Origin of the sequence: Mesorhizobium sp. M0028, from assembly GCF_040323855.1 — a bacterium.
Lineage (GTDB): Bacteria > Pseudomonadota > Alphaproteobacteria > Rhizobiales > Rhizobiaceae > Mesorhizobium.
Map to the genome: position 1 here is coordinate 512,928 of NZ_JAMYVG010000002.1, position 13,660 is coordinate 526,587.

The window sequence follows — 13,660 nt, forward strand, 5'->3', positions numbered from 1 at the left end:
CCATCGATGAATGACAGGAGAAAGGGTGCGCGGCTTTACCGCGGGCCTCTTCGGCCATTGGAGGCGTACAAACACAGCGGCAACATGCGGGATTTGCGAAGAGCGCCCGTCTTGCCTAAGTATTGCCAACAAACCGGCTCGCCGTCTGCGGCCCGACCACTTCAACCGAATGGCCCTCCATGACCGAATCCGATCTCGTTCCCGTCTTCGACGGCCACAACGATACGCTGCTCAGGCTCTACCAGTCGAAGGATGCGGACGTCGAAAAGCTGTTCGTCGAGGGGACGCCGGGTGGCCATATCGACCTGCCGCGCGCGAAGAAAGGCGGATTTGCCGGCGGCATGTTCGCGATCTTCCCGCCGCCTGTCGAGAAATCCAAACGCGGCTCGGTGCCGCTGGCGCCGAGTGACAGCGAGCCCTTGCCGCCCGAGGTTCCGCGCGCCGATGCGCTCAACTCCACCATGGCGATGGCCTCGATCCTGTTCAGGCTGGAGCGGGCTTCGGCGCTCACCGTTTGCCGCAGCGCCGGCGACGTGAGGAAGGCGATGACGCAAGGCTCGATCGCGGCGGTGTTCCATATCGAAGGGGTCGAGGCGATCGATCCTGAGCTCACCCTGCTTGACGTCCTCCACGCAGCCGGCCTGCGTTCGCTCGGTATCGTCTGGAGCCGTCCCAATGCCTTCGGCCACGGCGTGCCGTTCCGTTTTCCGTCGTCGCCCGATACAGGGCCAGGGCTGACCGATGCCGGCAAGGCGCTGGTGAAAGCCTGCAACCAGCTGAAGATCATGATCGATCTTTCGCATCTCAACGAAAAAGGTTTTCGCGACGTCGTCGAAATCAGCGATGCACCGCTGGTCGCGACCCACTCCAACGTGCACGCGATTTGCGGCCATTCGCGCAACCTCACCGAATGGCAGCTCGGCGCAATCCGCGACTCGGGCGGCATGGTCGGGCTGAACTTCGCCACCGGGTTCCTGCGTGAGGACGGCAGGATGAACGCCGACACCAGCCTCGACATCATGGTGCGCCATGTCGATTCGCTGCTGCAGGCGCTGGGCGAAGACGGCGTTGGCCTCGGCTCGGATTTCGACGGCGCCATGATTCCTGCCGTGATCGGCGACGTTGCCGGCCTGCCGAAGCTGCTCGACGCGTTCGCAGCACGCGGCTTCGGGCGCGCGTTGATCGAGAAGATCGCCTATCGCAATTGGCTCAGTATGCTGGAAAAGACCATCGGCTAGGGCACCCAAAAGTACGCTCCGCTCCGGTTCTCGGAACCCACAATTTTCGACTCGGCCTGACCTGAATCTCAACACGCCCCAGGGCGAGTTATTCAAAACCTATGCGTTTAAGCCAGTCCTGGCCAATGCCGCGATCGCGGATGATCGGCAGCGGATCGGTCGAGTCCAGCCTCGCACAAATGCGGTAGACCTCCAGCGTTTCAGCGCTCATCTCGCCACGTTTGTAGAAGAACATGGCCGCTGCATAGCGGGTGCGGCCCGACCATTTTTCGCCGAGCGGCGTGTTGACCAGCTGCCACTGTTCGGCGGCTTCGGCGTCATCCTCATGACGTTCGGCTTCGTCGGACATGCTCAGAAATCCGCGGGCGGATTGGCGGTGCGGCGGTCGAGCCTGACGAACGGCCGCGCCACGATTTTGGCCCGCTTCATCAGCTTCTGGTACTGCAGTTCGCGCATGGCGTAGATCTCGACCCAGAGGTCGTCGACGATGGTCTCGCCGAACGGCCGCGTCAGCGAGGCGATGGCGATGTTGCGCTTGGCCATTGGCGACCACATGGCGGCGCTGACCAGCCCGACCTCCTGGCTTTTCCTGTGGTAGACGATCGCATGCTCGGCCGGGATATTGCCCTCGATCTGCAACCCGACCAGGACATGGCGAAGACGCTTCTTCGCCCGTGCGTGGAGTATTGCGCGGCGGCCGTTGAAATGACCCTTTTCCAAGTCGACCATGAAGCCGAGGCCGATCTCGTCCGGCATGCGCAGGCGATCGGCGCGGATGGCATGCTCGGCGGTGACGAAATCTGCATTGGCGACGATCAGCCCGGCTTCGAGCCGGGCGCGGTTCAATGCGGCGTAGCCGATGGCGCGGATGCCGCGCAGCTCGCCCGCCGTCATCAGCCGATCCCAGAGGCTGAGCGCCTTGTCCGTTTGCACGAACAACTCGTAGCCGAGATCGCCGGTGAAGCCGGTGCGCGAGATGGTGATGGTGACGCCGTCATGCGGAAACTCGGCGAGGTCGAATATTTTCAGTTTTTCTATACCTGCAAAACCTGCATCGCGCAGCACGGCAAAGGAGGTCGGGCCTTGCAAGGCGAGGCCGGCGACGGTTTCGGTCTCTTCTTCAACCGCCACGTCGAAGCCAATGGCGCTGTCCAGAAGCCACGGCAGATGCCGCTCCTGCGAGCACAGCCGGAACCGTGTCGGCGATAGCCGAAACAACGTGCCGTCGTCGAGGACAAAGCCCTGATCGTCGCACCAGGCGGTGTAGTTGACGCGGCCGGGCTTCAGCCTAGTCACGTCGCGCAATGTCAGGCGGTCGAGGAAGGTCTCGGCATCCGGTCCCTCGATGCGGTACTTCGTCATCGGCGAGATGTCGAACAGAGCGGCCTGGCTGCGGATGGCGAAATATTCGAGATCCTCGTCCCATAGGGAATGTGGGGCGCGATAGCCGGCCCAATTGTACCAGTCGTTCGTCTTCGCCAGCGCATCAATGCGCGCCTGGAACGGCGTGTCGAGGCGCAAACTGCGGAAATGGGATTGTGCCGCGATGCGGGCATCGGATGGGCCAATGGGCTGATGGTTCATCACGGCGTTCTTTCGCCGTGGAGCACGGTCTTGGCTCGTTGCACCATGACAGCTACCCCCTCACCGTAATGATGCGCCTTGCGGCATTCAGGCCCGGCACGCCGGAGACCCCGCCGCCCGGATGCGAGCCGGCGCCTGCAAGGAACAGCCCGTCCACCGGCGTGTCGTAGCCGGACCAGCCGGAGATCGGCCGTGACATCAGCATCTGGTCGGCCTGCAGTTCGCCGTGGTGCCAGTGCCCACCCGGCATCCGGTAGCGCGCCTCGATGTCGGCCGGCGTCAGCAGGTCGGCATGGAGCACGCTGCCGCCGATTCCCGGCGCATAAGCCTCGAGTTCAGCCATCAAGACTTTGAGGAATTTCGGCTTGCCGACGCTCCAGCCCTCTTTCAAGGCATAGGGGGCGTATTGCACCACCGCGGACAGCACGCAGGCCCCCTCGGGCGCGAGCGAGGCGTCCGACAGCGAGGGCAGCGTGATCTCCATCACCGGTTCGGGTGAGAACTCGCCATATTTCGACGGGTTGAAGGCGCGCTCGACATGATCGGTCGAGGGCGCGATGACGAGACGGCCACGGTGGCCGGCGGCATCGACGCCGACGAATTGCGGTGGCTGGTCGAGCGCCAGATTGAGCTTCGCAGCATCGCCCTTCATGCGGATATTGCCGACCTTGCAAACGAAGCCGGTGTCGACTTCACGCGGGCCGACAAGGTCGACCATGGTCGTCGCCGGGTTGATGGCGGACACGACCGTTGTCGCGCGGATTTCCTCGCCGCTGTCGAGCAGCACGCCGACGGCGCGGCCCTTCTCGACGATAATCTTTGCCACCGGCGTCGCGGTGCGGATGGTCACGCCGGCCTGTTGCGCCGATGCGCGAATGGCGGCTATGACGGCGCCCATGCCGCCCTTCGGCAGCATCTGCGCGCCGGCGGAACCGCCGGTCTCGCCGGCCAGGCGGTAATAGAGACCGAGCAGCGAGGTCGGCGAGCGCGGGCCAAGATGGCTGCCGAGCGTAGCGTCGAAGGCAAGCAGGCCCTTCAGCCGGTCGTCGGCAAGCTGCTCGTCGAGCAGGTCGGCAACGTTCATCAACAGCACGCGCAGGAAATCGCGCATGTCCTCCTTGCCAAGCTTCTTCAGCGCCAGTCCGGTTTGGCCGAGCGCTGCCGTGTTGGCGAGCGACATGGCGCCGAGATCGGGCGGCCGGCGTGACAAGAACAGCTTCAGGATGCCGGCGTAGCGCAGCAGCTGTGCCCGCAACTCCTTCCAGGCGGACTGCTCGGCAGGACTGGTGCCGGTCAGCACCTCGCCATAGGCGCCATGCAGGAAAAGCGGCGGACCGCTTTTCGCCAGCACCACCGACGGCGCGAAGTCGCCGCGTGCGACCTGCAGCCCGTGCTTCTCCAGCTCCAATACCTTCACCACATCGGGGTGCAGCCGGTTCAGCAGATGGGCGATCGACGAAACACGAAATCCGGGCGCGAATTCCTCCGTGCGCGCGGCGCCGCCGACCTCGCCGGCGGCTTCCAGCACCAGCACCTTGCGGCCGCTCTTCGCCAGAACGGCGGCGGCGACGAGGCCATTATGGCCGCCGCCGATGACGACAACATCCCATTTGTCAGATGACGTCATGGGCCGGGCTCATATGCTGATTTGGCTTGGCGAGATCACGCAGGATCTCGGCGGCGGCATTGCGGCCCGGCGCGCCCATGACGCCGCCACCGGGATGGGTCGAGGAGCCGCAAATGTAGAGTCCATCGACCGGCGAGCGGTATTGTGCGTAGCCCGGCACGGGGCGGTTGAACAACAACTGGTCGAAGGTCAATTCACCCTGGAAGATATTGCCTTCGGTGAGGCCGACCTCGGCCTCGATCTCGCGCGGCGTGCGCACTTCCATGTGGACGATGCGGTCGCGGAAGCCCGGCGAATAGTCCGATATCTGCGCGATCACGCTTTCGGCAAAGCCGTCGCGGTCGGCGTCGGTCCAGCCGCGGCCGTCCACCTTCGGTGGCGCATATTGCACGAAGCAGCTCATGAAATGCTTGCCGGGTGGAGCCATGGTCGGGTCGAGCGTCGTCGGGATCACCATGTCGAGGAAAGGATCGGCCGACCAGCGCCCGGCCTTCCAGTCGTCATAGGCACGCTCCATGCGCTCGATCGAATCGGTGAAATGCATGTCGCCACAATAGACGGGCGAATCCTTCGGCAGCGCCGGGAATTCCGGCAGTGAATCGAGCGCGATGTTGACCTTGCCTGACGAGCCGCGGATCTTGAAATTCCTGACCCGGCGCAGGAAAATCTCGGGCAATTCCTTTTCCTCGACCAGCTTGAGGAAGGTGCGCTTCACGTCGGCGTTGGAAACCACGAGCTTGCCGTATATTTCCTCGCCGCCGGCCAGCACCACGCCATTGGCCTTGCCGCGCCGGATCAGCACATGGTCGACCTCGGCGCCGGTACGGATGGTGCCGCCCGAAGCCTGGAAGGATGCGGCGAGCGCCTCGGTGACCGCGCCCATGCCGCCGCGCGCATAGCCCCAGGCGCCGACCGAGCCGTCGACCTCGCCCATATAATGATGCAGCAGGACATAGGCGGTGCCGGGCGACATCGGCCCGAGCGCGGTGCCGATGATGCCGGACAAAGCGAAATTCGCCTTGATCACGTCGGTCTCGAAATATTCGTCGAGAAAGTCGGAGATCGACATGGTCCAGAAGCGCAGCGTCAGCGCCATTTCCTCCGCAGTGAGCCCCGTGAACTTCTTGCCGAGATAGAGCAGTTCGCCAAGGTCGCGCGGCCGCAGGCTGGTCGGGTCGGGCGCCGTGCGCATCAGCAGCGGCTGGATGAAGCGGCACTGCCGCGTCACGTCGCGGGCATAACGATCATAGGCCTCGGCATCGCGTTTGGAGAACCGCGCGAATTCGCGCCGGTGGGCATCGTCGTCGCGGTAGTTGGCGAGATAGTCGCCATCGCGGGTGAACACCGCGCCGCCCTCATAGGAGATCACCTGCAGGCCGAAGCGCGGCAGCTCGAGGTCGCGCATGATCTCCGGGCGGAACAGCGAGCAGACATAGGAGCAGTTGGAATAGAGGAAGCCGGGCGTCAGCTCGCGGCTGGTGGCGGCACCACCGACCCAGTCGTTCTTCTCGACGACCAGCACGTCGAGCCCGGCACGCTGCAGGTAGCAGGCATTGACCAGCCCGTTATGCCCGCCGCCGATGACGATCGCGTCCCAGCTCTTCACTTTGGCCCAGCCTTCATCGTGCCCGACCTTCTTTTCGTGTGATGCGCCCCCAATAAGCCGAATTTCGCACGAAGACGGTCATCCTGTCCAGCCATATTGAATGAATGTTCAACAAATGATGTTGCGTTTTCGTGTTTATGCGCTAGGCTTTGGCTCATTCGAGGATAGCCTTGGGACCAGGGTTTGATGATCGAAACGGCAGAGGCCGAACCGGAGTATGACGACACCGCCATCCGCTTCCTCGAGGCGCTGTGGGGCGACGGCTATTTGTCGCCGGGTGGGCCAGAAGAGGTCGACCGGGTCGTCGAAGGGCTGTCGCTTGCGGGCAAGACAGTCCTGGACATGGGCTGCGGTTCCGGCGGCATCACGCTGCATCTCATCGAGCGTCACCGCGCGGCCCACCTCACAGGCTTCGACGTCGAACGGCCCGTGATCGAGACGGCCAGGAAGCGGGCCGCTGCGCGCGGGCTCGCGCGTCGCGCCGATTTCATCCAGGCGGCGCCAGGACCGCTGCCTTTTGCCGACGGTGCCTTCGACGTCGTATTTTCCAAGGACGCGCTGCTGCACGTGGCGAACAAGGATGCATTGTTCGCCGAGATATTCCGCGTCCTGAAGCCTGGCGGCGTCTTTGCCGCGTCGAACTGGATGATCTCGCATGATGGCGAGCCGTCGCCCGAGATGAAGGCCTATGTCGCCGCTGAAGGCCTGTCCTTCGCCATGGCATCGCCGGCCCGCTATGTGCAGGCGATGCGCCAGGCCGGCTTTGCCGACATCACCGTGCGCGACCGCAATCCCTGGTATCGCGAGATCGCGGGGGAGGAGCTGAACCGCTTGAAGGGGCCGCTCTACCCGGTGGTCGCGGCTGCCGTCGGCGCGGCCTATGTCGACAAGAATATACGAACCTGGGAAGCCATGCAGAAGGTGCTTGACACAGGCGAGCACCGTCCCACTCATCTTCGCGGCCGAAAGCCGGTTGGCTAGGAGACCATCAATCCCATGAAGACAACAGAGGCGCGCGAAGCCCTCCTCGAGGCGACGCGAAAGAGCGACACCGAAAAGCGTGGCCGCAAGGCGTCGAAAGAGACCAGGCAGCTTCAACTGATCGAAGCGACGATCGATTCACTGGCCAAGCGCGGCTATTCGGATACGACGATGGCCGACGTTGCCGACGGTGCCGGCCTGTCGCGCGGCATCGTCAATTTCCATTTCGAAAGCAAGGAGAAGCTGCTCGTCGCGACTTTGCAATACATGTATGACGAGTATTCGGCGCATTGGCGCAGCGCCTTGCAGAAGGCCGGCGATGATCCCGCCCGCCAGTTGCAGGCATTGGTCGCGGCCGATTTCGACCGCTCGATCTGCAACAAGCGCAAGCTGGCGGCCTGGTGTGCGTTCTGGGGCGAAGCCAAATCGCGGCCGACCTATCAGGCGCTGAGCAGCGCACGCGACGCCGTCTATCAGAACATCTTTATCGACCTTTGCGCGACGCTCAAGCAGAGCGGCGGCTATTCTTATGAGCCGCAGGTGATAGCGCTGGCGCTCAGCGCCATGCTGGAGGGACTGTGGCTGCGGCTGATGATGGGCACCGAAGACACCACGCGCGAGACTGCGCTGCAGGCCGTGAACGCGTTCCTGTCCGCGGCATTTCCCAAGCATTATCCGTGGCCGACAGCCGGCGGTGCCAAGCCGGCGTGAAACAATCAAAAGAGGATGGAACAGCAATGAAGACAATGACGCGACGCCCGACGCTGACATTGACGCTGACATTGGCATTGGCCGGAGCGCTCGCCGCTTCGGCGGCGGCGCTGGCTGCGGACAGGGATCTCGTCGTGTTCGACTGGTCTGGCTACGAGGAGCCCGGCTTCCATCCGAAATATGTCGAAAAGAACGGCGATTCGCCGACTTTCACCTTCTTCGGCGACGAGGACGAGGCGTTCGAAAAGGTCCGCTCCGGTTTCAAGGCCGATCTTGGCCATCCCTGCTCGCAAAGCGTGGTGAAATGGCGCGAGGCCGGCCTGCTGCAGCCGCTCGACACCTCGAAGATATCAGGCTGGAAAGACCTCAATCCCGGCATAATGGCGATGAAGGATCTCGCCACCACCGCCGACGGCAAGGCCTGGTTCATGCCTTGGGACTGGGGCAACACGCAGCTGACCTACAATTCCGACAAGATCGATGCGAAGGACGTGCAGTCGTTGAAGGCCTTCGCCGATCCGAAGTTCAAGGGCCGGGTTTCCGTCGGTGACAATGTCGACGACGCCTACGCGCTGGCCAGTCTCGCCATCGGCCTGAAGGACTGGACCAAGATGACGGATGACCAGTTCAAACAGGCATCAGGCTTCCTGCGCCAGGTGCACAAAAACGTCCGCTCCTACTGGACCGACTCAACCGATATCGTGCAGCTGTTGAGCGGCGGCGAGGTCGATCTCGCATGGGCCTGGAACGACGCGACGGTGCAGTCTGTCGCCGCCGGCGTGCCGATCAAGGCCAAGAAGGACACCGACGAGGGCATTTCGACCTGGGTCTGCGGCTATGTGCTGTTCAAGGATGCGCCCGGCAATGCCGACAAGGCCTATGATTATCTCAACGCCGTCAACGATCCGGAAGTCGCCAAGGTCCTGGTCAAGGACTGGGGCTACGGCCAGGCCAATGCCAATGGCATGGCCGGCGTCGACCAGGTGGTGCTAAAGGAGAAAGGCTATGACGACGTGCAGAAGTTCGTCGACAAGACGCTGTTCCAGTCGCCGGTTCCATCCGATCTCAAGCTCAAGATGATCGCCGAGTTCGAGAAGATCAAAGCCGGCTATTGAGCTCTCCTCGCTTGGCCCGTCTGCCCACGGACATAGCGGGCGGACGGGCTCGCCAAAGCTCCCGAATTCTCCTAACGTCGCCGCGGTGTTTCCCGCGATGAGGAGCTTTGCGCCATGAATTCCGTGCTTCGCCGCCTGGCCATCGCCGCGGCCTGCGCAATCGGCGCAGGCACAGTCGCGGCACTTGCGGCAGGCGGCGGCGACCTCGTCGTGTTCGACTGGTCGGGCTATGAGGACCCGCTGCTGCATCCGGCCTACACCGCCGAACAAGGCGCCGAGCCGACCTTCGCCTTCTTCGGCGACGAGGAAGAGGCCTTTCAGAAAATGCGGGCCGGCTTCAAGGCGGACATTGCGCATCCCTGCTCGCAAAGCGTGGTGAAATGGCGCGAGGCCGGCATGCTGCAGCCGCTCGACACCAGCCGTATCGCCGGCTGGAAGGATCTCAATCCCGGCATCATGGCGATGAAGGATCTCGCCACCACCGCTGACGGCAAGGCCTGGTTCATGCCTTTCGACTGGGGCAATACGGCCCTGCTTTACCGCACCGACAATGTGACGCCGGATCAGGCGCAGTCGCTCAGGATCTTTGCCGATCCGAAGTTCAAGGGGCGCGTTACCATTGGCGACAATGTCGACGACGCCTACGCGCTGGCCAGCCTGGTCATCGGCCTCAAGGACTGGAACAAGATGACCGACGCGCAGTTCAAGGACGCCTCGGCATTTCTGCGTGACGTGCACAAGAACATCCGCTTCTACTGGACCGACGACACCGATATCAATCAGGCCTTCTCCGGCAACGAGGTCGATCTCGCCTGGGGCTGGAACGAGACTTTCGTCACCCTCAAGGGCCAAGGCGTGCCGATCGCCATGAACCGCGATACCAAGGAAGGCCTGTCGACATGGGTGTGCGGCTATGTGCTGATGAAGGACGCACCGGGTGATCTCGACCAGGCCTATGATTTCCTGAACGCTGTCAATGCGCCTGCTGTATCCGACTATCTGGTCAAGACGTTCGGCTATGGCCATGGCAACGCCGCTGCCATGGCGGCGATCGATCCCAAGATCCTGGCCGAGCGCGGCTTCGACGATCTCGACAAGTCCCTCGACAAGACGCTGTTCCAGCAGCCGGTGGCGCCGGAGCTCAAGCGGATGATCGCCGAATTCGAGAAGATCAAGGCCGGCTATTGACGTCCGAGATCGAACGAGCCGAGGTGGTCGTCGTCGGCGCCGGCTTCACCGGCCTGTCGGCGGCGCATGAGCTGAACAACGCTGGCGTCGATTTCGTGCTGCTCGAAGCCCGCGACCGCGTCGGCGGACGCGTCGAAGCCATGCCGAACGGGCTCGGCGAGCGCATCGACAGCGGCGGCCAGTTCCTGTGCGAGGACATGCCCGAACTGATGGCGCTGGTGCGGGCACGCGGCAAGACGCTGGTCGGGACGCATTTCGCCGGCGAATTCATCACCCAACCGCGGATGAGCGAGGCGCAAGCCGAGCGCACTTATGGCACCGCCATGCGAATACGCGAGCGGATGAACGCGATTGCACCGGACGATCCGGCCATTGCCGGTTTGACCGTCGCGGCATGGCTCGATCGCCAGAATGATCCCGATGAAGCCAAGGCGGTCTTTCATTCGCTGATCGAGGGCCTTTGGTGCCTGGCAATGGAAAGGCTGCCGCTGTGGTACCTGATCGACAACGACCGCCGCATCACCAACGAGGTGTCGGAACTGCAGTATTTCGTGCGCGAAACCATGCATTCGCTGGCAGACGACCTGGCCCGCGACCTCGGTGGTCGCCTGCGGCTGAACACGCCGGTCAAGACCATCGAGCGTCGAGCGGAAGGGGTTCGCGTCGTCTCGGCCGCAGGCTCAATCGAGGCGCGAGCGGTGCTGGTCGCAGTCCCGCCGATGATGGCGTCGAGACTGGATTTCGTACCGCTGCTGCCGGCTGCGCTGGAAGCAGCGCTCGGCGTCTGGCAAAGCGGCGCGGTAATCAAGATGCTGGCGCGTTATCCCACGGCCTTCTGGCGCGACAGGGGCTTGAGCGGCATGGTGATGTGGCGCGATCCGCACGGGCTTTTTGCCTGCGACGCCGGCAATGACGACGGTCATCCAGCACTTGTCGTCTTCATCGGCGGGCCGCTGGCCCGGCGCTGGCGCGAACTGGGCGAGGCGGAACTGCGCGCTAAGGTGACGTCAAAACTGGAGCAAGCGCTCGGCGCCGAGGCGGCCGGCTTCTCCGATCTCAGCTACCGTGACTGGACGGACGATCGCTGGAGCGGTGGCGGCTACAGCGACCTTATCGTCGATGCGACGGCAACCAATGCCGAACGCATCATCCGCGCCGGCGCGCCGCCGGTCCATTTCGCCTCGTCGGAGCTGTCGCCGTCATTCCCAGGCTATGTCGAGGGTGCAATCGTCGCCGGGCGAAAAATGGCGCGGCGGTTGATCGAGGAGATCTGAGCGGTATGAAAACGGTCTCGAAGATCGTACTCACCGGTGCGGTCATGGCAGTTACAGGATTTGCGGCTGGCTATTATTCGGCGCCCCACCCAATCGAGATTGGTGAACTCGACAATACCTTAAAGAAGGTCTGCGAATACTCGGCAAGCTCACTTAAAGCTGACCTTCAGGGCGGCTGGCCGATCAACTCATTTGCTGTTTGGAAGTCCGGCGACCGTGCGCATTATCACGTGCTTAGCCAATTGGGTAATCTCAAGTGCGGGTTCGACCCGGAGCTTACAGTCGTCTATTTGCAGAACCATGGATTGGTCGACATTGATGATCTTAAAATGCTGCTGGAGGATTCAAAGAAGGCAGGCGACAATCGATTAAGTGACTATCTGTCCGCCGAATTGGAGGTGAGATAGCGTCAATCTGCCATCGCCACCAAGGCCTCTGGGTCGTAGGCGAGGCGGATCGTGGTGCCGACCGGAATGTCGTCGGCGCCGAAGTCGTTGGTCTCGGTCACCGACAACGGCTTTTCCAGCCCTGGTATCTCGACGATCAAATGGGTGATCTCGCCAAAATAATGGCGCTCGACCACCTTGCCGGCGACCTCGAATTTTGCCGTCGCATCGTCCCACAGAACGCGCAGGCGCTCGGGCCGGATGCCAAGCGTCGCGGCGGTGCCATTGCGCACAAAAGCTTTCGGCTTGTCGGTCTTGACGCGGCCGAAGCCCAGCGTGTCGAGCACCAGCGAGGCGCCGTTCTCCTCGACGATCTCCGCTTTGACGAAATTCATGCCGCCGAGGAAGTCGGCCACCTGGCGATTGACCGGCCGCTGGTAGATCTCCTTCGGCGATGCGACCTGCGCAATCATGCCGCCGAACATCACTGCGATGCGATCCGACATCGCCAGTGCCTCATATTGGTCGTGGGTTACCAGGACAAAGGTGATGCCGACCGCCTGCTGCAGGCGGCGCAGTTCGACCTGCATCTGCTCGCGCAGCTTCTTGTCCAGCGCCGACAGCGGCTCGTCGAGCAAAAGCACTTTTGGGCGCATCACCAGCGCGCGAGCCAGCGCCACGCGCTGGCGCTGGCCGCCGGAAAGCTCGGTGGCGAGCCGCTTGCCGAGGCCGGTCAGCGACACCTGGGCGAGGGCTTCCTCGACGCGGCGCCTTTCCTCCGTGCCGGCCAGCTTCAGCCGCTTCAAGCCATAGGCGACGTTCTGCTCGACATTGAGGTGCGGGAAGATGGCGTAGTTCTGGAACACCATGTTGGTCGGCCGGCCGTTGGCGGGGATGCCTTCCATCGGTTGGCCATCGACGGAGATCGAGCCGCTGGTCGGGTTGTCGAAACCGGCAATCATACGCAACAGCGTGGTCTTGCCGCAGCCGGACGGGCCAAGCAGCGAAAAGAATTCGCCCTCCCTGATGGTCAGCGAGGCGTCGTCCAGCGCCTTGAACGAACCATAGCTGCGCGTGACGTTGCGGATCTCGATCATAGAGCGCTCGATTTGGGGCCGCTCAGGCATGGAGGCCTCCCTCGTTCTGGGTGCGTCTGGCCGCGCGGCGGCGCAGGATTTCGGCGATGGTCATCAAAAGAAACGAGGCAACCAGCAACAGCGTGCCCAGCGCCAGCACGCCGGGCAGTTTCGCGGCGAAACGCAACTGGCCCCAGATATAGATCGGCAGTGTAGCCTCGGTGCCGGTCAGGAAGAAGGCGATGAGGAACTCATCGAGCGAAATGGTGAAGCAGACGAGCAGGCTTGAAATGATCGCCGGCGCCACCATCGGCAGCGTCACCCGCCGAAACGTGCCGAAGGCGCTCTCGCCGAGATCGGCGGAGGCTTCCTCCAGGCTGCGGTCGAAGCCCTCGAAGCCGGCGGTCAGCACCGTCATCGAATAGGGAACGCAGACCAGGACGTGGCCAAGCACGACGGTGAACAGCGACAGGCTCAAACCGAGTTGCAGGATCACCAGTAGCAAGGAGATGGCAACGATGATTTCGGGCAGTACCAGCGGCGCCATGATCAGGCCGTTGATGGCGCGGCGGCCGGGATAGCGGTAGCGGGTGATCGAGCGCGCGGCGAGGATGCCAAGAACGGTCGACAGGATGGAGGCCGATACCCCGACGACCAGGCTGTTCCAGGTGGCGTCGAGCAGCGCCGGCGTGCGCGGCAGGTCGTGGTACCATTTCAAGGTGAAGCCGGAGAGCGGGAATTTCGGCGTCGCGGCGGTGTTGATGGAGAAGATCGGCAGGAAGATAACCGGCAGATAGAGAAACACGACGTAGAGGAACGCATAGGCCGGCAGCAATCGGCCCGGCAGCAAGCGGCGCATCGCCGTCATCGCGCC

General features: G+C 63.1%; 13 protein-coding genes. 7 read left to right on the forward strand and 6 right to left on the reverse strand.

All coding sequences use genetic code 11. From position 1 onward, the window contains the following. The first annotated feature begins 179 nt into the window (after positions 1-179). Entirely contained in the window at positions 180-1,238 is a 1,059-nt protein-coding gene (locus tag NKJ93_RS07605) for a dipeptidase (protein ID WP_352480847.1), read from the forward strand. Positions 1,239-1,326: 88 nt separating this feature from the next. Here the strand turns inward: NKJ93_RS07605 and NKJ93_RS07610 are convergent, their stop codons facing one another. The 4 genes from NKJ93_RS07610 to NKJ93_RS07625 are packed head-to-tail and all read right to left on the reverse strand — an operon-like array spanning position 1,327 to position 6,055. Beyond that, a complete protein-coding gene (locus NKJ93_RS07610) occupies positions 1,327-1,587 on the reverse strand; it encodes a hypothetical protein (RefSeq protein WP_023720906.1) in 261 nt (86 codons plus the stop codon). Between the two features lie 2 nt (positions 1,588-1,589). Continuing rightward, complete coding sequence (locus NKJ93_RS07615; RefSeq protein ID WP_352480846.1) at positions 1,590-2,822, reverse strand: aminomethyl transferase family protein; 1,233 nt, start codon at positions 2,820-2,822, stop codon at positions 1,590-1,592. 52 nt (positions 2,823-2,874) lie between these two features. Further along, positions 2,875-4,449, reverse strand: a complete 1,575-nt coding sequence (locus tag NKJ93_RS07620; protein WP_352588367.1) for a phytoene desaturase family protein — start codon at positions 4,447-4,449, stop codon at positions 2,875-2,877. After that, positions 4,436-6,055 (reverse strand): phytoene desaturase family protein, encoded by a 1,620-nt coding sequence (locus NKJ93_RS07625; RefSeq protein WP_352588370.1) that lies wholly within the window; start codon positions 6,053-6,055, stop codon positions 4,436-4,438. The genes NKJ93_RS07620 and NKJ93_RS07625 overlap by 14 nt, the downstream gene beginning before the upstream one ends. 186 nt (positions 6,056-6,241) lie before the next feature. Between NKJ93_RS07625 and NKJ93_RS07630 the strand changes: the two genes are divergently transcribed. The 6 genes from NKJ93_RS07630 to NKJ93_RS07655 all read left to right on the forward strand — a co-directional run bounded on the left by NKJ93_RS07630 (position 6,242) and on the right by NKJ93_RS07655 (position 11,731). Then, positions 6,242-7,036, forward strand: a complete 795-nt coding sequence (locus NKJ93_RS07630; protein ID WP_352480844.1) for a methyltransferase domain-containing protein — start codon at positions 6,242-6,244, stop codon at positions 7,034-7,036. A gap of 15 nt (positions 7,037-7,051) precedes the next feature. Then, the gene (betI, locus tag NKJ93_RS07635; protein WP_352588373.1) at positions 7,052-7,747 is read left to right on the forward strand and encodes a transcriptional regulator BetI; all 696 of its coding nucleotides are present in this window, start codon (positions 7,052-7,054) and stop codon (positions 7,745-7,747) included. A gap of 26 nt (positions 7,748-7,773) precedes the next feature. Further along, positions 7,774-8,862 (forward strand): ABC transporter substrate-binding protein, encoded by a 1,089-nt coding sequence (locus tag NKJ93_RS07640; protein ID WP_352480842.1) that lies wholly within the window; start codon positions 7,774-7,776, stop codon positions 8,860-8,862. A gap of 114 nt (positions 8,863-8,976) precedes the next feature. Next, positions 8,977-10,050: an extracellular solute-binding protein gene (locus NKJ93_RS07645; RefSeq protein WP_352588376.1), complete on the forward strand. Its 1,074-nt coding sequence runs from the start codon at positions 8,977-8,979 to the stop codon at positions 10,048-10,050. After that, on the forward strand, positions 10,047-11,324 hold the full coding sequence (locus tag NKJ93_RS07650) for a flavin monoamine oxidase family protein (protein ID WP_352480840.1): 1,278 nt from the start codon (positions 10,047-10,049) through the stop codon (positions 11,322-11,324). Before NKJ93_RS07645 ends, NKJ93_RS07650 begins: the two co-directional genes overlap by 4 nt. Before the next feature lie 5 nt (positions 11,325-11,329). Further along, entirely contained in the window at positions 11,330-11,731 is a 402-nt protein-coding gene (locus tag NKJ93_RS07655) for a hypothetical protein (protein WP_352480839.1), read from the forward strand. A gap of 2 nt (positions 11,732-11,733) precedes the next feature. Here NKJ93_RS07655 and NKJ93_RS07660 read toward each other — a convergent pair whose 3' ends face one another. After that, positions 11,734-12,807: an ABC transporter ATP-binding protein gene (locus NKJ93_RS07660; RefSeq protein ID WP_352481109.1), complete on the reverse strand. Its 1,074-nt coding sequence runs from the start codon at positions 12,805-12,807 to the stop codon at positions 11,734-11,736. A gap of 22 nt (positions 12,808-12,829) precedes the next feature. Then, positions 12,830-13,654 carry an ABC transporter permease gene (locus NKJ93_RS07665; RefSeq protein WP_023720898.1) on the reverse strand — a complete coding sequence of 275 codons (825 nt, stop codon included), beginning with the start codon at positions 13,652-13,654 and terminating at the stop codon, positions 12,830-12,832. Positions 13,655-13,660 lie beyond the last annotated feature (6 nt).

Bases quoted from the DNA above. Each gene is read 5' to 3' on its own strand.
- NKJ93_RS07605 (WP_352480847.1), top strand. From the start codon at position 180: ATGACCGAATCCGATCTCGTTCCCGTCTTCGACGGCCACAACGATACG.
- NKJ93_RS07610 (WP_023720906.1), bottom strand. From the start codon at position 1,587: ATGTCCGACGAAGCCGAACGTCATGAGGATGACGCCGAAGCCGCCGAA.
- NKJ93_RS07615 (WP_352480846.1), bottom strand. From the start codon at position 2,822: ATGAACCATCAGCCCATTGGCCCATCCGATGCCCGCATCGCGGCACAA.
- NKJ93_RS07620 (WP_352588367.1), bottom strand. From the start codon at position 4,449: ATGACGTCATCTGACAAATGGGATGTTGTCGTCATCGGCGGCGGCCAT.
- NKJ93_RS07630 (WP_352480844.1), top strand. From the start codon at position 6,242: ATGATCGAAACGGCAGAGGCCGAACCGGAGTATGACGACACCGCCATC.
- betI (WP_352588373.1), top strand. From the start codon at position 7,052: ATGAAGACAACAGAGGCGCGCGAAGCCCTCCTCGAGGCGACGCGAAAG.
- NKJ93_RS07640 (WP_352480842.1), top strand. From the start codon at position 7,774: ATGAAGACAATGACGCGACGCCCGACGCTGACATTGACGCTGACATTG.
- NKJ93_RS07645 (WP_352588376.1), top strand. From the start codon at position 8,977: ATGAATTCCGTGCTTCGCCGCCTGGCCATCGCCGCGGCCTGCGCAATC.
- NKJ93_RS07655 (WP_352480839.1), top strand. From the start codon at position 11,330: ATGAAAACGGTCTCGAAGATCGTACTCACCGGTGCGGTCATGGCAGTT.
- NKJ93_RS07660 (WP_352481109.1), bottom strand. From the start codon at position 12,807: ATGATCGAGATCCGCAACGTCACGCGCAGCTATGGTTCGTTCAAGGCG.
- NKJ93_RS07665 (WP_023720898.1), bottom strand. From the start codon at position 13,654: ATGACGGCGATGCGCCGCTTGCTGCCGGGCCGATTGCTGCCGGCCTAT.